The sequence below is a fragment of the Luteitalea sp. TBR-22 genome (assembly GCF_016865485.1).
Classification (GTDB): Bacteria; Acidobacteriota; Vicinamibacteria; order Vicinamibacterales; family Vicinamibacteraceae; genus Luteitalea.
The window spans coordinates 5,055,107-5,075,574 of the sequence record NZ_AP024452.1 but is presented as its reverse complement, the minus strand read 5'-3'; the positions used below and the strand labels follow the sequence as shown (position 1 = coordinate 5,075,574).

The 20,468-nt window shown below is 69.3% G+C and carries 18 protein-coding genes and 1 tRNA gene; 6 read left to right on the top strand and 13 right to left on the bottom strand.

The window, feature by feature from the left end:
• Nucleotides 1–13: 13 nt before the first annotated feature.
• Nucleotides 14–394 carry a hypothetical protein gene (locus TBR22_RS21120; RefSeq protein WP_239489815.1) on the top strand — a complete coding sequence of 127 codons (381 nt, stop codon included), beginning with the start codon at nucleotides 14–16 and terminating at the stop codon, nucleotides 392–394.
• A gap of 274 nt (nucleotides 395–668) precedes the next feature.
• On the opposite strand, the gene TBR22_RS21115 is transcribed toward TBR22_RS21120, so the two are convergent.
• The 11 genes from TBR22_RS21115 to TBR22_RS21070 all read right to left on the bottom strand — a co-directional run bounded on the left by TBR22_RS21115 (nucleotide 669) and on the right by TBR22_RS21070 (nucleotide 11,034).
• Nucleotides 669–745: transfer RNA gene (locus TBR22_RS21115), tRNA-Arg, on the bottom strand.
• A gap of 38 nt (nucleotides 746–783) precedes the next feature.
• Nucleotides 784–3,165, bottom strand: coding sequence for an arylsulfatase (locus TBR22_RS21110; RefSeq protein WP_239489814.1), 2,382 nt, complete (start codon nucleotides 3,163–3,165; stop codon nucleotides 784–786).
• A gap of 143 nt (nucleotides 3,166–3,308) precedes the next feature.
• Nucleotides 3,309–4,460 (bottom strand): L-rhamnose/proton symporter RhaT, encoded by a 1,152-nt coding sequence (gene rhaT / locus TBR22_RS21105; RefSeq protein WP_239489813.1) that lies wholly within the window; start codon nucleotides 4,458–4,460, stop codon nucleotides 3,309–3,311.
• 187 nt (nucleotides 4,461–4,647) lie between these two features.
• On the bottom strand, nucleotides 4,648–4,893 hold the full coding sequence (locus TBR22_RS21100) for a GlsB/YeaQ/YmgE family stress response membrane protein (RefSeq protein WP_239489812.1): 246 nt from the start codon (nucleotides 4,891–4,893) through the stop codon (nucleotides 4,648–4,650).
• Nucleotides 4,894–4,952: 59 nt separating this feature from the next.
• Complete coding sequence (locus tag TBR22_RS21095) at nucleotides 4,953–6,413, bottom strand: AsmA-like C-terminal region-containing protein (RefSeq protein ID WP_239489811.1); 1,461 nt, start codon at nucleotides 6,411–6,413, stop codon at nucleotides 4,953–4,955.
• A 74-nt stretch (nucleotides 6,414–6,487) separates the two neighbouring features.
• Entirely contained in the window at nucleotides 6,488–8,110 is a 1,623-nt protein-coding gene (locus TBR22_RS21090) for a phospholipase D family protein (protein ID WP_239489810.1), read from the bottom strand.
• A gap of 35 nt (nucleotides 8,111–8,145) precedes the next feature.
• Nucleotides 8,146–8,727: a hypothetical protein gene (locus tag TBR22_RS21085; protein ID WP_239489809.1), complete on the bottom strand. Its 582-nt coding sequence runs from the start codon at nucleotides 8,725–8,727 to the stop codon at nucleotides 8,146–8,148.
• 153 nt (nucleotides 8,728–8,880) lie between these two features.
• Entirely contained in the window at nucleotides 8,881–9,258 is a 378-nt protein-coding gene (locus TBR22_RS21080; RefSeq protein WP_239489808.1) for a hypothetical protein, read from the bottom strand.
• 11 nt (nucleotides 9,259–9,269) lie between these two features.
• On the bottom strand, nucleotides 9,270–9,698 hold the full coding sequence (locus TBR22_RS21075) for a hypothetical protein (protein ID WP_239489807.1): 429 nt from the start codon (nucleotides 9,696–9,698) through the stop codon (nucleotides 9,270–9,272).
• Entirely contained in the window at nucleotides 9,695–10,000 is a 306-nt protein-coding gene (locus TBR22_RS26975; RefSeq protein WP_370651544.1) for a DUF1214 domain-containing protein, read from the bottom strand. The genes TBR22_RS21075 and TBR22_RS26975 overlap by 4 nt, the downstream gene beginning before the upstream one ends.
• Nucleotides 10,001–10,332: 332 nt before the next feature.
• Entirely contained in the window at nucleotides 10,333–11,034 is a 702-nt protein-coding gene (locus tag TBR22_RS21070; RefSeq protein ID WP_239489806.1) for a PEP-CTERM sorting domain-containing protein, read from the bottom strand.
• 399 nt (nucleotides 11,035–11,433) lie between these two features.
• On the opposite strand from TBR22_RS21070, the gene TBR22_RS21065 reads away from it, so the two are divergent.
• The 5 genes from TBR22_RS21065 to TBR22_RS21045 all read left to right on the top strand — a co-directional run bounded on the left by TBR22_RS21065 (nucleotide 11,434) and on the right by TBR22_RS21045 (nucleotide 17,464).
• Entirely contained in the window at nucleotides 11,434–13,935 is a 2,502-nt protein-coding gene (locus TBR22_RS21065) for a sigma 54-interacting transcriptional regulator (RefSeq protein ID WP_239493513.1), read from the top strand.
• Between the two features lie 88 nt (nucleotides 13,936–14,023).
• On the top strand, nucleotides 14,024–15,145 hold the full coding sequence (locus TBR22_RS21060; RefSeq protein ID WP_239489805.1) for an ABC transporter permease: 1,122 nt from the start codon (nucleotides 14,024–14,026) through the stop codon (nucleotides 15,143–15,145).
• A 1-nt stretch (nucleotide 15,146) separates the two neighbouring features.
• Nucleotides 15,147–15,911 carry an ABC transporter ATP-binding protein gene (locus TBR22_RS21055; protein WP_239489804.1) on the top strand — a complete coding sequence of 255 codons (765 nt, stop codon included), beginning with the start codon at nucleotides 15,147–15,149 and terminating at the stop codon, nucleotides 15,909–15,911.
• Between the two features lie 3 nt (nucleotides 15,912–15,914).
• Nucleotides 15,915–16,877 carry an MlaD family protein gene (locus TBR22_RS21050; RefSeq protein WP_239489803.1) on the top strand — a complete coding sequence of 321 codons (963 nt, stop codon included), beginning with the start codon at nucleotides 15,915–15,917 and terminating at the stop codon, nucleotides 16,875–16,877.
• Nucleotides 16,874–17,464 carry a hypothetical protein gene (locus TBR22_RS21045; protein WP_239489802.1) on the top strand — a complete coding sequence of 197 codons (591 nt, stop codon included), beginning with the start codon at nucleotides 16,874–16,876 and terminating at the stop codon, nucleotides 17,462–17,464. The genes TBR22_RS21050 and TBR22_RS21045 overlap by 4 nt, the downstream gene beginning before the upstream one ends.
• Before the next feature lie 118 nt (nucleotides 17,465–17,582).
• Here the strand turns inward: TBR22_RS21045 and TBR22_RS21040 are convergent, their stop codons facing one another.
• Complete coding sequence (locus TBR22_RS21040; RefSeq protein ID WP_239489801.1) at nucleotides 17,583–18,815, bottom strand: esterase; 1,233 nt, start codon at nucleotides 18,813–18,815, stop codon at nucleotides 17,583–17,585.
• A 166-nt stretch (nucleotides 18,816–18,981) separates the two neighbouring features.
• Complete coding sequence (locus tag TBR22_RS21035) at nucleotides 18,982–20,424, bottom strand: hypothetical protein (protein WP_239489800.1); 1,443 nt, start codon at nucleotides 20,422–20,424, stop codon at nucleotides 18,982–18,984.
• Nucleotides 20,425–20,468: the final 44 nt, after the last annotated feature.

The following is a 20,468-nucleotide window of genomic DNA, read 5'->3' as shown; positions in this document are numbered from 1 at the left end:
TACAATCGCGCGCATGCCCGCCCGGCCCCGCCTCCTCGTCGGTCTCGTCGGCTCGATCGTGATGCTGCTGAGCGCCATCCCCCACACGCTGCTCGGGTGGCCGGCGCAACGGCAGGTGCTCGAGCAGGCGCACGTCCCGGCCCAGACGATCCGCGGCCTGCAGATCGGGTGGCAGTTCGGCGGCGTGGCGATCGTCACGTTCGGCCTCATCGCCGCGATCGCGTTCGTGCAGGTGCTGCGCGGCCATGCGCCGCACATGCGTGCGGCACGGCTGGTGGGGCTGGCCTACACGTTGTTCGGCGTGTGGGCCTGGTTCCTGTCGCGCGAGCCGTTCGCGCTGGTCTTCATCGTGCCCGGACTGATGGTGCTGACGGGCGCCACGGGCAAGGGATGAGGGACGAGTACGCAAGTGACAAGGGCGGCCAGGGACAAGGGACCGGGCGCACAGGGACAAGGAACGAGCCCGCACACGCCAGCCGGTCGGGCCCAGCCGAAGATGCTCACTTCAGGACCCGGACGACCCCGGAGGCAGTCGAGCACGATGGCGAAGTGGCAGACCCGGAGCAGAGGGCCTGACGCGCCCGGAGGGAGTCGAGCACGACGGCGAGGTCGCAGACCGGAGCCGAGTGCCTGACGTGCTCCGGGCGCGGCCAACTCGCGTGGCGAGTTGGCGCGCCCGGAGGGAGTCGAACCCCCGACCTACGGCTTCGAAGGCCGACGCTCTATCCAGCTGAGCTACGGGCGCGCGCGGATCGGGATCGTAGCACGCGTCACCCCGTCGCTCTACTTCACCTCGACGACGATCTTGCGCAGCGTGCCGGTGAACCGGTTGGTGATCGGCTTGTAGTCGTCGGTCACCACCGTCTCGTCGTCGACGCCGACGGTCGCGCCTTCGTCCGGCGAGAACGTGTTCGGGATCGTCTTCTCGATGCGTCCTTCGCCGACCTTCTTGCCGTTGACGGTCAGCGTGCCCGTGCCGCCCTTGCCGCGGCCGCCGCCGTCGTACGCGAAGTCGTAGCGGATCGTCGCCGGTCCGGCCGGCAGTCGCTCGGTGCCCGCCACGCGGTAGATCTCGCGTCCCAGCCAGTTGTAGGCGTACATCGGGCGGCCGTCCTTCACGTACAGGCTCCAGCCCGAGAAGCGGCCTCCCTGCGCGAGGATGACGCCGTCGCCCTTGCCGCCGGCCACGTCGATGGTGGCCGTGATCGAGTGCGACCGGTTCTTCACGTTGATGAACGCGTTCTCGGCCATCGCCACCGCGCCCGGATACAGCGTCAGCGACGTGCGGCCACCCATCAGGTCGGGCCGGCCGGCGACGGCCGGATCCATGCGCTCGACGCTGCGGTCGTCGATGGGCAGCACCTGATACTTCGCGGCCTCGGTCAAGAAGAGGGCCTGCAGTTCCTTCAGCCTGGCCGGGTTGCTCGCGGCGAGATCGCGCGAGGCGCTGAAGTCCTCGGTCACGCGATAGAGCTCCCACTTGTCGTCGGCCAGCGGCGCCCGCGGCTTCTGCTCCCAGGGGGCGCGATGCACCGTGCCGGCGAACCAGCCATCGTGGTAGATGCCGCGGTTGCCGCCGATCTCGAAGTACTGCGTCGTGTGCGTGCTCGGCGCCTTCGCGTCGGCGAACGTGTACAGCAGGCTCGTGCCTTCCATCGGGCGCTGCGCGATGCCGTTGACGCGCGTCGGCTGCGGCAGGCCGGCCGCCTCGAGGATGGTCGGGGCGATGTCGATCACGTGGTGGAACTGCGAGCGCACGCCGCCCTTGTCCGTGATCCGCTTCGGCCACTTGATGACCATCGGGTTCTGGTTGCCACCGAACGTCGACGCCACCTGCTTGCCGTACTGGAACGGCGTGTTGCCGGCGATGGCCCAGCCGGCCGCATAGTGTGCGTAGGTGTTCGGCCCACCGAGCTGGTCGATCATCTTCAGCTGCTCGCCGAGCGTCTCGGGCACGGCATTGAAGAACGCCATCTCGTTGACCACGCCGCCGAGGCCGCCCTCGGGGCTGGCGCCGTTGTCGCCGACGATGTAGACGACCAGCGTGTTGTCGGTCTCGCCGAGTTCGTCGATGGCCGCGATCAGCCTCCCGATCTCCGCGTCGGTCTGTTCGCCGAAGCCGGCGAACACTTCCATCTGCCGCGCGAACAGGCGCTGCTCGTCGGGCGTCAGCGCATTCCAGTCCTTGATGGCCGCGGGCTTGGGCGCCAGTTGCGTGTTCTCGGGCACGACGCCCAGCTTCTTCTGCCGCGCCAGCGTCTCCTCGCGGTAGGCATCCCAGCCCTTGTCGAAGCGACCCTTGTACTTCCTGATGTACGAGGCGGGCACGTGGTGCGGCGCGTGCGTGGCGCCCGGCGCGAAGTACAGGAAGAACGGCCGATCCGGCGTGAGGCCCTGCTGCTGGCGCACCCAGGAGATGGCCTGGGTGGTCATGTCGGTCATGAAGTGGTAGTTCGGATCGGCCGGCGCCTCGATGCGCGTGAGGCCGTCGTAGAGCGTCGGCGCCCACTGGTTGGTCTCGCCGCCGATGAACCCGTAGAACTTGTCGAACCCGGAGCGCGTCGGCCACCGGTCGGTCGGCCCGGACGGGCTGACCTCCCACGGCGCCGTCTCGTGGTACTTGCCGAAGGCGCCGGTGCTGTAGCCGTTCAGGCGCAGGATCTCGGCCAGCGGCGTGATGCTGTTCGGGCGGTTGCCGGTGTTGCCGGGGAACGCCGTCGCGATGTCCATCACCGCGCCGGCATTGGCCGAGTGGTGGTTGCGTCCGGTCTGCAGCGCGACGCGGGTCGGCGAGCAGAGCGCCGCCACATGGAAGTTGTTGTACCGGAGGCCGTCACCGGCGAGGCGATCGAGGTTCGGCATCTCGATGGCGCCGCCGAACGTGCTCGACTGCCCGAAGCCGAAGTCGTCGAGCAGCACCACGACCACGTTGGGCGCGTCCTTCGGGGCCTTCACCTCGAACCGCGCCGGCGGCGTGGCCTTGCTGGCCTCGAGGACGCTGCTCGCGGGATATGCCGGGTCCGCGATCGGCAGGGTCGTGCGATCCAGCGCGCTGCCGGCGGCCGGCGTGGACGAGGCCGCCGGTCCTTGCGGCGCGGGTGGGGCGGCGCAGGCGCTCACGGCGCACAGCGCGAGGCCCAGGTACCACCGTGTCGAGCGCGTCACGTCTCCACTCCTCCTGCAGGCCCGGTCCGTCCCGTCGCGACGACGGGGTGGCCACGCGGACCTGGCGTTCCGGTGACGAGGCTAGCGGGAGCGAGACAGGGGCACTACTGGCAGAAATGACAGTGCGTGTCGCCGGCCGGCAGCTACGGGGTGGCGCCGAGGTAGTTGCCGTAGCCGACGATGATGGTGGAGAGCAGGAGGGTGGCGACCCCGAGCCGCAGCAGGCGCATCGCCTTCGGGCTCGCGCCGCGCCATTCCTTCAGCAGCACGCCCCAGATGGTGGCGAAGATGATGATGCTCGCCATGTGCAGCGTCCAGCTCGAGAACTTGTACGCGCCCATCTGCGTCTCGCCCATCGAGTAGAAGAAGAACTGCAGGTACCACAGGATCCCGGCCGCCGCGCTGAACACGTAGTTCCAGACCAGCGGCACCGGCGTCGGGTCCTTGCGTCCGTCGGCGGGCACGTGCGCCACCGGGCCGCCCTCGCCGAAGCCGGCCGACAGCGCCGCGGGTGGCGAGGCTTGGCGGATCTCGCTGCTGGCGTACTGGAAGCCCGTCCCGTTCCTCACGTTCAGGTACAGGCACCAGGCCGCGTTGGTGACGAAGCCGCCGGCCAGCACCACGACCAGCACCGGCAGGCCCTGCCAGATCGTGTCGGTGCCGTGCTGCAACGTGATCGCCTTGATCGGGTTGCCGCTCGCCAGGCCGAACGCGAAGCACGCGCTGAACACGCCCGACACGGCAGCGACCATCACGCCCTTGCGGAAGTCGAACTCCACCACCTGCCCGAGCTTCTGGTCGGCTGGCAGCTCGAGCTCCTTGGTGCGACCCGCCAGCCCGGTGATGAAGACGCCGGCGAGGCAGGCGGCCACTCCCAGCAGGATGATGTTGCCGTGGAAGGGCACGATCAGCTTCTCGCTGAACTCGCCCAGGTACCACGGCTCGGCGAGCGTGCCCACCACCGCACACCACCCGAGCACCATCGCCATGCCGAGGCCGACGCCGAGGTATCGCACCGAGAGGCCGAACGTCAGGTTGCCGACGCCCCACAGCATGCCGAAGAACGCGCAGTAGAACAGGGTGGAGGAGGGCGTCTCGCCGAGCACGGCGAGCAGGTCGTGCGTGTTCAGCAGCGCCATCACCCACGGCATGATGATCCAGCTGAAGAAGCCGCCGGCCAGCCAGTAGGTCTCCCAGGACCAGCGCCGCACGAACCGGTAAGGGACGACGAAGCTGCCGGAGGCCAGGCCTCCGAGCCAATGGAGGAACACGCCGAGGAACGGGTTCGGGGTCATCGAGTTCGCATCGCCTGCGCGAGGGGACTACCGGCCGGACACCTGTCGGAAACGAGCGACATCATGCCACGGCCGGCCGACAGCCGCTCGACCTCGCGCGCATCACCGCGCGCGGCGACCCGGACTCGGCTGGGTAGCCTTCGGCCTCGAACGGCCTGGTCCGTGTTCCCCGAAGCGCACCGTTCGACTAGCTGAACACGCCCAGCACCTTCAGGAGGCCGATGAAGATCATCGCCCCGACCACCGCGACCACCCAGCCGCCGACGCCGGCCGTGACCAGCCCGAGCTGCGCCGCCAGCCAGTTGCCGATCGCTGCCCCAACGATGCCCACCACGATGTTGGCGATGAGGCCCATCTGCGCGTTCGTCTTCATGACGATGCTGCCGAGCCAGCCGACGATGGCGCCGATGACGAGGGTGATGAGCAGGCCCATGTGCGTGTCTCCTTCGAGGATGGTGCGTGGGTTGTTGCCCGGTCGCCGTGGGAACCGGGTCAGCGTCGGAACAGGCGTCCCAGTCCCTTCTTCACTTCATCGCGTGCCGCGTTGCTGACCGCGCGACCGGCAGCTGCGCCCAGGTCGATGGAGACCTTCGGTGACCTGATCGGCCCGGTGATCTTGGCTGGCAGGACGATGCGCGACCCCTCACGGGCGAACTTGCGAAGGTCGCTGCCGGCCTGGGCCGAGAGGCTCTCCGAAAGGACGAGGTCCGCCTTCATGTTGATCGCGGCCTGCGTGAGGCGGAATTCGCGAGCCGCGACGTCGAGGTCGCGGGACGTCAGCGAGAGCTCCTCGGAGTGAAGTACCCCGTCGGCAAACGCGAATGTCCCACCCAGCGTCTTGAATGCATTGCTGCGATCCCACGCCGTGTGGGCCGTCGAGGTACCGAACGCCACGATTACGGGGCCGATCAGATCGAGGTACGGCAGCGTGCCGTTGTCGATCGTGAGCGTCGCCCGTCCGCGCGCCGTGCCGAAGACGACGTCCGGGGCGCCGGCCTCCGCGGTGGCCTCCACCTGCGCCCCGAGCCGGCCGGTGATCAGTCCTGGCGATCCCGCGAGACTGGCGGCCTTCGCCGCGTCAACGGCCTCGACGCGCATCGACAGCGTCATGGCCGCCGTTGCACGCGTGGTGTCGACGACGGCACGCCCAGTCAGCGTGCCCCCGAGCAGGCTCATCCCGAGCGGTTCCAGGGAGACGCCGCGCGGCGTGACCTGCAGCGTCGCCTGGAGCCGGGTGAAGTCGATGCCCAGCAGGCGTCCTTTCGGGGCGGTGACGGTCGTGCGCAGGTCGATCGCAGCCGGCGTGCGTTGGGGCGCGTCGTTCGTGCTGGGCGCCGATCCGGTGAGGCCAGACGCGATCGCGAGCAGTTCGTCGAGGTCGAGCGGATCGGCCGTCACGGTGAATTGGCCCGTCGGTGCCGAGAGGCCCGTCACGTTGCCTGTCCCCTCGAGGGTCGTTCGAGCCGATCGCAGGCGCAGGCGCGACACGGTCAGTCGCTCGCCCGAGAGTGACGACTCGAGATCCAGCGCCACCTGCGCGCTGCCGACGGAGAGGACGACGTCTCGGAGCGAGATCCGATCGATGGACGCGATCGTCAGGCCTCCGGCGTCGCCACTGGCTGGGGGCGCCTTCGTCGTGTCGGCGCCGAGCGTGAAAGGCAACGGGAGCACGATCCGACTGCCGGAGATCTCGAGTCCTCCACCCTCGACACGCCTGGACAGCAGCGCTCGCAGCCCGGTCGTCACCTCCACCCGATGCAGCGTCACTGCCGCGGGCGCGCCGATCTGCACGTCGGTCAGCACGACCCGAGGGCGCGCTGACAGTGCCCAGGCCACGGCGCCCACCCTCACTGGCTGGCCGAGGGCTGCCGACGCCTGCTGCTCGATGGCGGCGCGGACGGTCTCCGGGTCGATGAGGTGCCTGACCAACCAGCCCGGAAGGGCCAGCGCCATGAGGACGAGCGCCGCAACGATCACGAGGCGGCGAGTCGGGCGCAGCCCGGTCGGTGACGTCCCTGCGGCCCCGCTCACAATTGCCTCTCGATCGGCAGCAACCCGAAGAACCACGCCTTGACGCGGAGCCAGCGCGAACTGTGGGGTTCTCGCGTCAACCGGTGTTCCTTTCCTTCGTCGAGTCCGATCCACTCGAGGCGCGACGAGCCGGTGTCGCCGTCCTCGAGCACCAGGCGATAGGCGCCCCGCGTGAGCGACTCGTCGAGACCCGAGCACAACGTGGTCGCCACCGGTGGCGCATCCACGACGAACCCGACCTCCGTGTTGATGCTTGCCGAGCGCGGGTCGAGGTTCATGGACCCGACGAAGAACTCGCGGCAGTCGAACACGAGGAGCTTGCCGTGCAGCGCCACCGATGGCGGGCGCCCGCCAGGCGCCGCCGGCCGGCCGGTCGTCTGCAGGACGGCTCCGGGGTCGTGCGGGCCCTGGGGGTTCACCTCATAGAGCTCGACGCCGGCCTCCAGCAGGGCGCGGCGGTACTTCCGGTACTTCGCGAACACCGGCAACTCGTCGGTCGAGGCGATGCCGTTGGTGAGGACCTTTACCGCCACGCCGCGCGCTCGCAGTTCGGCGAGTGTGCGCACGCCGCCCTTGCCGGGCACGAAGTACGGTGAGACGAGCACCAGTGCCTCGCGCGCCCGTGTGATTTCCGGGAGCAGTTGCGGCAGGAGGTTGGCCTCGGGCGCCTCTCCCGGGCGCTCCACCTTGGCGATGTCGTCGGCCATCACGCGGATGTCGGCGGACGTGAAGCTCACCGCGCCCTGCCGGAGTTCCTGCGCGAGCGGGCTGTCGCGCACGTCCTGCGCGTAGGCGTTGTCGCGATGCGCCGCGAGGAATGCGTCCAGCGATGCGCGCAGGCGCGCCGCGTCGGCGGGGCCGGCCCGGTGGCGGTGCAGTTCGCCGATGCCGTAGACGACCGGGCTGTTCCAGTAACGATCGAACCGCGACGAGACCTCGGGCACGGCGGCGCCGATCGCGATGGCGTCCATGTCGCCGTAGTTGAGCGAGGAGGCCGCCTCGAAGTACGCGTCGCCGATGTTGCGTCCGCCGACGATGGTCATCCGGTTGTCCACCGTGAAGGACTTGTTGTGCATGCGGCGGTTGACGCGGGCGAAGTCGGTCACCATCCACATCCCGCGTGCCGAGCGCGTCGAGGCGGGATTGAACAGGCGGACGTCGATGTTCGGGTGTGCGTCGATGACCAGCAGCGTCTGGTCGTCGGGCAGCGAGCCGATGTCGTCGATCAGCAGGCGGACGCGCACGCCCCGGTCGGCGGCCCTCACGAGCGCGCCCATCAGGGCCTTGCCGACCGTGTCGTCCTCCCAGATGTAGTACTGCGCGTCGATGCTGCGCTGCGCGGCCTCGGCGAGCACCAGGCGCGCGAGGAAGGCGCCCGGTCCGCGGGGCAGCAGGTGGATGCCCGAGGGACCGGCCAATGCCCCGAGCGATCGCGCGGCGCTGCGCGCCACCGCCGTGTCTTCCGTGTCCTCGATGACGAACGACGGCTCGATGGTGCGCACCGTCGGCAGCGACGCGCAGGCGGTGACCGACGCGGACAGGGCGAGCAGCGCGAGCGCGCGCATCGCCCGGAGGGCGGCGGCAGGGCGAGTCGATCCTGGTGGTGCAGGTCGTGACATGGTCGGTCTTCCGTTCTCGGCTCGCCCCGCGTGCCCTACTTCTTCGTGGTGCCGGTGACGACCGAGTCCTGGGTGAAGACCGTCTCGGGGACCTCCACGATCTTGGTGGCGGTGACGATCATGCCGGGCCTGAGCTCCATCGCCTGCTTCATCTGCCCGTCGACGTTGAACTTGAGGCCGTTGGGCACCTCGTACTGCTTGTTGTGTCCGTTCTCCAGCGTGAGGATGACCGTCGTGGGAGAGGCATGCCACACCGTCCCCTTGAGCGTCGTCACCGTCCGCTGGACCATGGGCACCTCCGCCGTGTACACGTCGGCGGTCAGCACCGTCCCGGGCTTGACGCTGACGAGGGGCATGACGACCCCGTCGACCGTGGCCGTCTTGCCAGGCTTGATGCTGAAGAGCCGATACGCGCCCCCCGGGATCATGCTGGCCACCATCTGGTTGCCCTTGATGGCGACCACCTCGCCCTTCAACATCTGCTTGGTGACCTTCGCCGGGCCGGTCACCACCTTCTGCGTGGTCTGGCTGGGCTGCGCGGCGGCCCCGGCCGCGACTCCCAGGACGAGAATCGCGGCGCCGAACACCCGGGTCGTTCCTTCGATCAGTCGATACACGTCTTCAACTCCCTGCCCTCCATCGGATTGCCAGGACCGTCGCCTGGAGGGGAGCTGGCCGACGGTCCCGGACGTCAGTTCACGGCGACCGCTGCACGTCCGGGAGCACCTCTCGCGCATGTGCTCCGGCACCATGGAACCGCGCCTGTCGTGCTACTTCGACGGCGAAGGCTTCCCCAGCCGCCGCACCTGACGGTCGACGACGGAGAAGAGCAGCGCGTCGGGATCGGCGGCACAGTCGGCGGCGATCCCGCGCCCCGCCTCGTCGCCGACCTCGTGGAGGTCCGGAAGCGTGAGGCGGCGGTTCTCGAGTGACACGCTTCCGAGCACCAACAGGAGTTCGACGAACACCTTCTCGCTCCTGCCGGCTACCACCCACGCCTGCACGCAACTGAGCGGAAGGACGTCGGCGGCCTTCCACTCGCGTGCCGCGGGCGTTGGCCGCGCCTGCTGCCCTGTCGACCCGTCGGTGAATCCAGCCGGGGTTGCGATGGCCAGGGCGAACAGCACCGCGGTGACACTGGGTTTCATGGGACTCTCCGCTAGCGCTTGATGACCTTCACGGCCTTGTTGATCTGGTGGGCGCGATCGGCCACGTTGGCCGCCGCGCCCAAGGTGGCGCCGATGCCTGCACCGTCGATCGCGTCGTCGAGCCCGCCGCCGGCGGCTGCGCCGATCGCGGCGCCGGTGATCACCCCCACCCGCGAGTAGTCGGGGCGATCGCCGAGCCAGTCGGGGTCGAACGTCCCCTTCAGTGCCCGTGTCGTGGCGCGGCCGACCGCGTCCTCGGCGACCTCCTCGACGGCCTCCTCGATGCCCTCCTCGATCGCCTCCTGCATGGCCTTCTCGGCCATCTCGCTCATCACCTTCCTCGCCGCCCTGTCCTTCCAGCGCTGTGCGTGGAGGTCACCTGCCGCCAGCGCCAGCGTGATGGCCGTCAGCCCGGCCAGCGTTCGTCTTCCGTGTGTCATCGCACTCCACCTTCCGCGTGAGTTGAGCGAGGCCTACTTCTTCGGCGTCGCGGATGGGGCAGGAGGGATGAGGCCGGCCTCCTCCTGGAACGCTTCGATACCAACGGGGCACCGCGACATCCTGACCATGGCTGCTGCCACTTGCCTGTGAGGATGCCGCCTTCGGGCCCGAAGACCCGCATGACGACGAAGCAGGCATCGCGCGGTGTCGGCAGCCAGTTGTCTTCCTTGCCTGAGCCCGGGCTGCCTGGCTGCAGATAGACCACCAGCGAGCCATCGGCGCTCAGCGTTTGGCCGCTCATGCGGTTGCGCACGTGCCGGCCCATGGGCAGGCCCCGCGGGAGGAAGAAGGACTTGTCGTGGAGTGGAAAGCAATGGTGTGTTTGCCGGCAGGAACGAATTCAGTCCGAACAGGCCGCGCAAGCCGAGTCGTTCAAGTGACTGCCCTGATTCGACTTGGCGAACTGTCTCCGACCGATGTCGGCAGGAGAGGGGGCAGTCGACACGACGGGAAGCGTCGGCGTCATCCTTCGCGTCCATTGGCTCGTCACGCGGGTCGCCGAGTAGAGCGGCGGGTCGGTCCTCCACATCCCCGAAGGACGACCCGCCGCCACTTCATCAGCGCGAACGCCGCTCAGGCGCGCGCCCGCCTCACGACGAGGCCGACGAGGCTCAGCGCCAGCAGCGTCACCGACGTCGGCTCCGGCACGGCGGTGCTGCCGGCCCTGGCGATGCTGACGTCGGTCATCCGATAGCTCGAGGCGACCGCAGTCGCCGGTTGCGCCGCGCCCGGAACCGGCGCCAGCGCGGACACGCGCACGCCACCAAAGCGCTCCGTGCTCGTCAGGCCCAGGAAGCCATCCAGCGACTGCCCCGCGAGGACGGTCGTGGCGTCGACCCAGCCCAGGCTCTCGCTGCCTTCAGGCAGGTCGAGGACCTGAATGGCCAGCCCGTTGTTCGGCGCCATCCGGAATGTACCGCCCCAGCCGTTCTGGCCGGTCGCGAAGGTCCACTCCAGGTACCCGCCGGGGCCGAGGTTGTTGAGCAGACCGCCGTCGAAGGAGGCCGAGCCCGGTCCGTTCTGCGTCAAGCCGACTCCAGCCAGGCCGTTGACGGTCACGCCCGGGCAGGCGACACCGGGAGCGCAGCCCACGCCGACGAAGGTGCCGGTGCCGAACGTGGTTGGCCCCATCGCTTGCACACTCGCCAGCCACGGCGCCTGGCTGTTGAAGATCGTGTACGACGCGGCCTGCGCGCTCGCGGCCGAGCAGAGGAACACCGCTCCAGCCAGTACCGACGTGACCAACTTCGACGAACCCATCGCGAACTTCCTCATGAATACCTCTTCCCCTTTGGTGGCCAAGTGCCACGGCCACAGTGAGCAAGGGCTAGGCCTGGGCGGGTTCGAGGGCGGCCTTCCCGCGCCGGTTCGTCTCAAGGTCTTCGCCCTCAATGTCTTGTGGGGAACCGAGAGGGCCGTCGCCTCTCAAGTGACTCAGGGCGAGACGCGATTGGTCGCGGCGGACGCGAAATGTCGCGTCAAGGGCAGGAGCCAGACGGGGCCGTTCGGGTAGTGGTACCCTGCTACCCAAGCTCAGGAATACCCGCTGTGATTCGCGCGCTCTCCAGAGAGATCCCGTTTCGATACGGGCATGCCATCGCTTTCGCCCTGCTGGCCCTTCTGTGGCCGGTGGCAAGCGGTGCCCAGAGTCCAGGTCGGCGGCCGGTGGTCCTGATGGTCTTCTCCGGGGGCGCGTCCACCCCCGGAGTGCAGGCCAGCTTCGAGCGCACGCTCGCGCAACAGCTGGCGCGACCGGTCGATTTCATGTCCGCCCACCTGGACCTGCTCGGCAGCGTCGCCGGCCCCCAGGAAGAGGCGCTCACCACCGTGCTCGCCGGGAAGTACGCGGGCACGCGCATCGACCTCGTGTTCGTGCAGCGGAAGGAGGCGCTCGACTTCCTGCTTCGCCACCGAGCCGCGCTGTTTCCGGGTGTCCCTATCGTGTTCACCGAGCTCCGGACCGACGAACTCGCGCAGGTCCAGCTGCCCAGCGACGTCACCGGCGCGGTGATCTCCGGGGTTCCGGCGACCGTGCCGATCGCGCTCGATCTGCTGCCGGAGACGCGTCGGGTCGTCATCGTCGCCGGAGGCACGGCGGTCGACCGGCTCTACGCCGACGCCGCCGAGCAGCACGTCCATGCGGGGTGGCCGAAGCTCGAGATCGTGCGGCTCGACGGCAAGTCGCTCGACGACCAGCGCGCCCGCCTCGCGACCCTGCCGCCCCACAGCCTCATCCTGTTCACGACGTATCGGGGCGACTCCTCCAGACGGTCGATGCCGACGGTCGAGGCGCTCGAAGCGCTCTCGCAGTCGGCCAACGCCCCCATGTTCGGATTTCAGGCGCATCACCTCGGTTTCGGCATCGTGGGTGGCGACCTCGTCCGGCTCGACGTGGTCGCCGCTCGCGCGGCCACATTGGCCGCCCGCATCCTGAACGGGGAAGCGCCGTCGGCCGTCAGGCCGCAGAGTGAACCCTCGACCGAGGTGGCCTTCGACGCCCGACAACTGGCCCGATGGAACATCGCCGAGCGGCGCCTGCCCGCCAACAGCATCATTCGCTTCCGGCAACCCACGCTGTGGACCACGTATCGGTGGCAGGCCCTCGGCGGGCTCGGAATCCTCGGGGTGCAGGCGCTCCTGATCGGCGGCCTGGTGATGCAGCGTCGTCACCGTCAACGGACGATGGCCCGTCTGGTGGAGGCAGAGCACCGGTACCGGACGGTGGCCGAGTTCGGTGCGGATTGGGACTATTGGGCACTTCCGGATGGATCGCTGCGGTACGTGTCGCCTGCCTGCGAGGTGGTCACGGGCTACGCGGCGGCGGACTTCATCGGTCGGCCTCACCTCATGGACGACATCATCCATGAAGAGGACCGGGCGGCCTGGCGCCAACACTGCCGGGCCGCGTCCACACCCGGCGACCGCCGGTCCATCGAGTTCCGGATTCGCAGGCGGGACGGTGAGGTCCGCTGGGTGGAGCACATTTGCGCACCGGTGAGCGGGGCAAACGGCGCCGACCTGGGCATACGCGGCTCGAACCGGGACGTGACGTCGCGCAAGCAGGCCGAGGAGGACCGCCGACGGGCCGAGACCCAACTGCGCCAGGCGCTCCGCGAGATCGAGGACCTGCGCGAGCGCCTGGAGATCGACAACAGCTACATGCGCGAGCAACTCATGGCTCCCGACGACATCGAGGGCATCCTCGGCGCCAGCGACGCCATGAGGCAGGTGGCAGCCCGCGTGCGACAGGTGGCCCCCACGAGCAGTTCCGTTCTGCTGCTCGGCGAGACGGGAGTAGGCAAGAGTCTGCTCGCGCAGGCGATCCACGACCTCAGTTCCCGCCGAGCTCGTCCGCTCATCACGCTCGACTGCGCGGTCCTGCCGCCGTCGCTTGTGGAGAGCGAGCTGTTCGGGCACGAGAAGGGCGCCTTCACCGGGGCACAGGCGACGCGCCTCGGGCGCTTCGAGATTGCCCATGGCGGCACCCTGTTCCTCGACGAGGTCGGAGAACTGCCCATCGAACTGCAGGGCAAGTTGTTGCGCGCCGTTCAGATGGGCGAGTTCGAACGCGTGGGTTCCAACGTCACGCGCAAGACCGACGTTCGCCTCATCGCAGCGACCAACCGCAGGCTGGACGACGACGTGCGGGCGGGGCGCTTCCGGCAGGACCTGCTGTACCGGCTCAACGTGTTCCCGATCACGGTGCCTCCGCTGCGACAGCGCCCGGAGGACATCCCCCTGCTCGTCACCCATTTCATCCAGAAGCACTGCCGGAAGCTCGCGGTGCCGCCCCCGCAGGTCTCGCGCGCGACGATGCGCGCCTTGCAGTCGCAGCCCTGGCCGGGCAACATCCGCGAACTCGAGAACGTCGTCGAGCGGGCGCTGATTGCGACCAGGGGGGCGCAATTCGACCTGGTGGACGTGGGCGGGCCGCCGTTGCCGCTGCCGGCCGACCCGGTTGCCGATCCAGGCACACGCACGCTGGAGCAACTGGAACGCGATTACATCCTGGCGACACTGGAAAGGAAGCACTGGCAGATTGCCGGTCAGGGTGGCGCGGCCGAGGCCCTGGGGATCAACGCCAGCACGTTGCGCAGTCGCATGCAGAAGCTCGGCATCAGGCGTCCCACCCCTGGAGCCTCGTCGGCCGCGGCCTTCACGGATCTGCGGCCATGAGGCGCGCTGGTGACAGCCGCGGAGCCTCGACGAGGTCGCCGCATGCCCACGCCATCGTGATGGCCGGAGAGCCCTGGCCGGCGAGCGCATGAACATCGACATTCGCCTCGATCTCGACGGCCCTCGGGCACGGGTGGCGCCCATCGGTGCCTTCGACCTGCCGCGCGCGGCCGAGATCGCGCGAACGATTGCCGACGTCGCTACGCCGCTCTCGGGCGCCCGACACGTCGACGTCGACCTGTCCGGCCTCACGCGCGTCGATGGCAGCGGCGCCGCCTTTTTGGCGCGCTGGCTCGACGACCTGGAGGCCACGGGGGCGCACACCGTTGCGGTGTCGGGAGCGGCGCCCGATGCCGCCCGGCTGATCGCGCTGAACCGCCGCCGGCGCTCGTCGTCGTCACAGCCGCGACCCGTGCCTGGAGCGCTCTCCCGGATCGGGGCCGCCGCGGCGTCGCTGCCAGGGGAGGCCGTCGTGGCGCTCCACTTCCTCGGCAGCGTCGCCGCGGCGCTGCCGAAGGTGGTCGTCGCCCCGCGGTCGATCGACTGGCGCTCGCTTCCGCGCCTGGTGCAGGAGGTCGGCGCGGACGCCCTGCCGGTCACCAGTGCCGCCAACCTCCTGGTCGGCGTCATCATCGGGTTCCTGGGCGTGTCGCAGCTGGGTCGCTTCGGGGCCCTGGCGTACGTGCCGGAACTGGTCGTCGTCGCGCACTTCCGCGAGCTCGGGCCGCTGGTCACGGCGATCGTGGTCGCCGGTCGTTCTGGCGCCGGCCTGGCATCCGAACTGGCGACCATGAAGGTGTCCGAGGAGGTGGACGCGCTGCGCTCGATGGGATTCGCTCCGGTGGCCTGGCTGGTGGTGCCGAGGTGCCTGGCGCTGGTCCTCACGCTGCCGCTGCTGGCGTGGATTGGCGACGTGCTCGCCCTGGCCGGGGGGCTCGCTGCCACGACCGTCGTCACGGACATGACCGGCCGGGCCTATGTGCTCGCCACCGCCGGGGCGATCACGGCGACCGATTTCCTGGCGGGCCTGGTGAAGACGCCGGCGCTCGCCCTGGCGATCGGACTGGTCGCCTGCGGTCAGGGGCTGGCCGCGCGCGGGGGAGCAGCTGCCGTCGGCGCCAGGACGACTTCGGCGGTCGTCCTGGCCATCTTCGGCGTGATCGTCGTCAGCGCCGTCTTCACCGTGGTCTACGCCCTGGCCGGGATCTGAGATGTCGACGGGATCGCCGCACGTGACGGTCGAGGGCCTGCGCATTGCGTGGGGCACGCATGTCCTCATGGAGCATGTGGCCTTCACCGTCGATCGTGGCTCGACGTTCTGCATCCTCGGTGGGTCGGGCTGTGGCAAGAGCACCCTGCTGCGCTACCTGATCGGTCTCGAGGTCCCCCAGGCCGGGCGCATCGACATCGCCGGTGTCGGGGAGCCGCATCGGCATGAAGGGGCGCCGCCATTCGGGGTGCTGTTCCAGTCTGGCGCGCTGTTCGGCTCGATGACACTGGCCGAGAACCTGGCCTTGCCGCTCACCATGTGGACGTCGCTCCGTGGAGCCGTGGCGCGCGACCTCGTGCAGGCCAAGCTCGAACTTGTCGGGCTCGGTGCGTTCGCCGATCATCTGCCTGGCGAAATCTCCGGGGGGATGAAGAAGCGCGCCGGGATCGCGCGCGCGCTGATGCTGGAGCCGGACCTGCTCTTCTTCGACGAGCCCTCGGCGGGACTGGACCCCATCATGGCTGCCGATCTCGATCAGTTGATGCTGACCCTCAGCCGGGACCTCGGCATCACCATCGTGATCGTGACCCACGAACTGCCCAGCATCTTCCTCGTGGCCGACAGTTGCATCGTGCTGGATCGGGAAGCGAAGGGCATCGTCGCCGCGGGCAATCCTCGCGACCTTCGCGACACGTCGGCCGTGCCGTTCGTGCGCAACTTCTTCTCGCGGGCGCCGTCAGGGCCGCCCGCATCCCCTGGAGCGTGAGCAATGGCCGTCGAGAAGAACTACGCGCGGCTCGGAGCCTTCCTCGTCATCATGCTCGTCGTGGCGGTCGCGACCACGGCGTTCTTCGTGCAGCGCATGAGGAGCCGGAAGGCCATCGAGTTGGTGACCTACACCACCGAGAACGTCAGCGGCCTGGACGTGTCGAGCGCGGTGCGCTACCGCGGCGTGCCCGTGGGGCAGGTGACGGCCATTCGCGTCGACCCGGCGGGCAACACGGTGGAGATCGACTTCGACCTCTATTACGACAGGCTCAGCCAGATTGGCGCCGACCTGGATCGCATCCGGCAGGTGGAACAGCATTCCCTGATTCCGAAGCTGCGCGCCCAGGTCGTGGGCAACCCGGTGACCGGCGAGGCCTACCTCCTGCTCGACCGGCCGGCGAATCCGCCGCCGCCCCTCGCGTTGAAGTTCACGCCCACGCGTGGGTACGTGCCCTCCGTGCCCTCGCCTCTCACCACGGTACAGGACCGGCTGCCCGAAGTCCTCGCGCGCGCAGAGGCCACGCTCCAGACCATCAGGGAGATCATCGAGAGGATCCCGACGAGCCTCGATCGCAGCGATGCCTTCTTCACCAGCGTGGAGCGCGTGGTCCGGGAAAGCCAGCTCCCGCAACTGAGCGAAGACACGCGCACGTTCTTCGGGACGACGAGCGCCCAGATCGCGCAGATCACCGAGAACATGGATCGCCTCATCGGGACAGGCGGTACGCTCGTGCAGTTCGCGGAGGAAGCTCGCGCGTCCATCGATGCCGCCGACCTCCCCGGCTCCTCGAAGGCGGCCCGCGATGCGATGGAACGAACCAGCCTGGCGGCCGACGACCTGCGCCGCGCACTTCCGGCGATGCGTGAGTCCCTCGATCGCCTCAAGGAGTTGGCGCGCAGGCTCGACGACGAGCCCGAGTCGGTGATCTACGGGCCGCGACCCGTCGAAGGGAAGAAGCCATGACGCAGGGAGCCCGCGTGACCGGCTGCCTTCTGGCAGTCCTGGTAGCCGCCGCCTCCATCGGTTGCCAGCTTCCTCGGCCCCGCACGACGGCTGTCCGCGCCCTCGAGCCCGAGCTCGTGACCCCGCCGCCAACGTCCGGGACCAGCGCGGAGGCGATCCCGATACGGCTGCTGCAGACCGAGTCCCGCGGGCACATCGCCCGACGGCTCATTCGCCAGCGGCCGGAGGGAGAACTGACGGAAGATCCCGTCTGGCGGTGGGCCAACTCGCCGCATGGCTACCTGGACACGGCACTGCGGATGGCACTGTCGTCGACTCCCGGCGTTCGGCTGGTGGATGCCGCCGCCGCGACGGAACTGTCGGTGACGCTCCTGGCCTGGCACCTGGCCGGTTCCGAGACCCAGCCGGTGCTGGTCGGCACGGTCGAAGTGATCGTGGTCGACAGGGACAGGGTGGTGCGAACCCACGTGAACACCGACCGGGAGCCGATCTCCACCGACCTGCCCAGGACGCTGGCGGCCGCCTCAGGCCGCCTGTTGCAGCGGCTCGCGGCCGCGAGCGTGGCCTTCGCCACCACGGCCCGCTGACGGCCGTCAGGGCGCGCCCAGCGAGGGGGAGCCGCGCCCTCGCTCGGTTCGGCAGCAGCCCTCGAGGATCAGCCAGCGACACATCGCGCAGTCGCGCGCGCCATGGCTCCGGTGTCGTTCACCGCGACGACGTGGCTCGCGCCGCGGGCTGGAACAACTGCGGCGTGAACTCGGTGAGGTAGTGACGCCAGTTGAGCCACGTGTGCCCGCCGTCGGTCTCGCGGTACACCACCGCGAAGCCGTGCTTCTCGAGCAGCGCCACGGTCGCCTTGGTCGTGCCGAGCAGGAAGTCGTCCTTGCCCGTCGCGAACCAGAGCAGCCGCAGGTCCTTCTTCAGCGAGGCATCCGACAGCCTGGCGGCATGGGTGGCTGACCATTCCTCGGCGGTCGGCCCCATGCGCTGCGCCGGCGCGGTGGCGCCCTGGGGCCGCGGCATCAGGTCGGGGAACGCGCCGATCAGCCCCGAGCTGTACACGCCGATGTAGGCGAACTGCTCGAGGTTCGGGATCGCGGCGTTGAGCGTCTGGTGGCCGCCCATCGAGAGCCCCGCCATCGCGGTGTTCGCACGCCCCTTCTTCACCCGGTAGTGCGACTCGATGTACGGCTTGATGTCCTTCATGATGTCGTCCACCACGGCCTGCGTGGCCATCATGCCCTGCGCCCCGCCGCGGATGTGCCCGGCCGGCATCACGACGATCATCGGCACCGCCTTGTCGTTGGCGATCAGCGAGTCGAGGATGAAGTTGGCCCGGCCCACCGACGTCCACGCATCGTCGCTGTCGCCGGCGCCGTGCAGCAGGTAGAACACCGGGTAGCTCGCGGTGCTCGTCTCGTAGCCGGGAGGCGTGTACACGTGCATGCGCCGGAACTGCCCGAGCGACGCCGACTTGTACGTGACCCGCGCCAGCGCGCCGTGCGGCACGTCGGCCACATCCCACGGCTGCGACCCGGGCACGGTGACGACGCTCCACGTGTTCTGGAAGGACTCGCTCGTCGCGTGGTTGCGCGGATCGATCGTCGCCACGCCGTCGACGTTGAAGTTGTAGCGGTAGGCGCCGGGCTCGGGCGTCGGCACGGTCACCTCCCAGATCCCGTTCTCGCCCCTGGTCATCTGCGCAGCCTGCGGCGTGAGGCCGACGATGTCGCCCGCCGACACGCGGACGGCCTGCGCGTTCGGCGCGTGGATGCGGAAGGTGACCCGTCCATCGGCGTGGACCTCGGGCGACACGTACTGCGGCGGTCGCGGCTGGGCAGCCGGCGCGGCAGGCGCTGCGGGTGCCTGCGCGCGGGCGAACGGCACGATCGCCAGGCCGGCGACCAACACGAGAGCGGCGACCCGGTGGGAACTCATCACGGCCTCCTGATGTGCGATGTCGAGGTGAGGCCGGATGTTAACAGGGCCGGGGGCTGCAGGCTACAGGCAGCCTGCAGGCTGCCGTTCCGGCAACCGCCGACCTGAAGGTCGGCGGCTACGTGTCGAGCGGTCGTAGGCGTCGACCTTCAGGTCGACGCGCCGACTACGAGTACACGAACTGCGCCGTCACGGTCGCGCCCTCGTCCACCGTGAGGCGCACCCAGTGCGCGGAGAACCCCGCGGGGAACTCGTGGTGCGCATAGCCGTCGGCAGGCACCACCACGCGGCCGTACGTCTGCCAGCGCCCGTTGCCCTGGAAGTCGATCTCGACCGTCACCGTGAGCGGCGTGCCGCCCTTCTGCGACAGGTGCAGCACCTTCTTGTCGAACCCCGTCATGAGGAACGGGTCCGACATCGCGCCCGCGGCCACCGAGTCCTCCCACCACGGCCCGCCCCAGCCCTGCGGCTTGCCCCACTGCCACAGGTCGTCGTGGTGCCCGAACCACAGGCCCGACTGCGGTTGCCCGAGGCTGCGATCGGTCTGGTCGCCGCCGAGCACGAGCAGGCCGCGATACGTGGTGAAGTCGGGCACCATGCGCAGGTGCCGGGCGATCGGCAGGATGCCCCACACCTGGCCCTCGTACGACAGCGACGGCAACTCGTAGAACAGGCCGTGCAGGTCCATGAGGAAGCGCTCGGTCTGCGCCTCCCGGATGCGCATCCACTCGGTGTTCCACGCGTGATCGAACGTCTGCCCGCCCTTCGGCAGCCGGTACGTGCGCCAGGCGCCCTTGAGGAACACCTTCAGGATGGCTGACGCGCGATCCCATCCGGCGGCGTAGATTGGCCGCCCGTACTCGTCGGGGGCCCATGCCTTGCCCGACACCTCCACGAACGGCTTGCGCTCGAGGATGGTCCACGCACTGCCGTCCCACTCGGCCAGGCGACCGCCCGCGAGCTTCCCCGTGAAGTCGCGCTCGTCGTAGCTGTTGTTGGCGACGACGACGCGGCCGGCCTCGGTGAAGGCGCTCTTGAAGTGCGGACGGACGCCGGTGGGCAGCTCGAGCGTCTTCACGAGGTCGAAGAGCTGGCGCGACTGCAGCGTCTTCACGTCGGCCTCGAACAGCAGGCCTTCCATGGTCAGGAAGTACACCTGGTTGGCCTTGTCGGTCAGGTGCTCCATCGTCGCCGCGAGGCGATGCTTCGCCATCTCGGGGAAGACGCGGACGTGGCCAGCCGGGTCGATGGCGTAGGGGCCGATGATCGCCTGGTTCGACTCGTTGTGAATCATCCGGTTGGCGAACGTGCCCGTGACGCTCGCCGGATGCTTCTTCATCTGCAGGTCGGCGCCGATCTCGTACAACCCGAGCCCCGCGCCGGTGATGTGCGCGACGTACCCGACCATCCAGAGGCGATCGGCCCACGGCACCAGCGCCCCGATGCCGGCCTCGGAGCGGGGCACATGCTCGGACACGACGGACAGATGCGGGAAGACGCCCCCGACCTGTGGTTGCTGCGCGCGCAGCGGCGTGTCGCCGAGACTGCCGAGGAATGTCGCAGCGAGTGCGATGGAGGCGACGCTCGTGCGAGTGCGGTTGAGAACCATGGCGACTCCAATGGACGGCCGACCTGAAGGTCGGCCGCTACGAT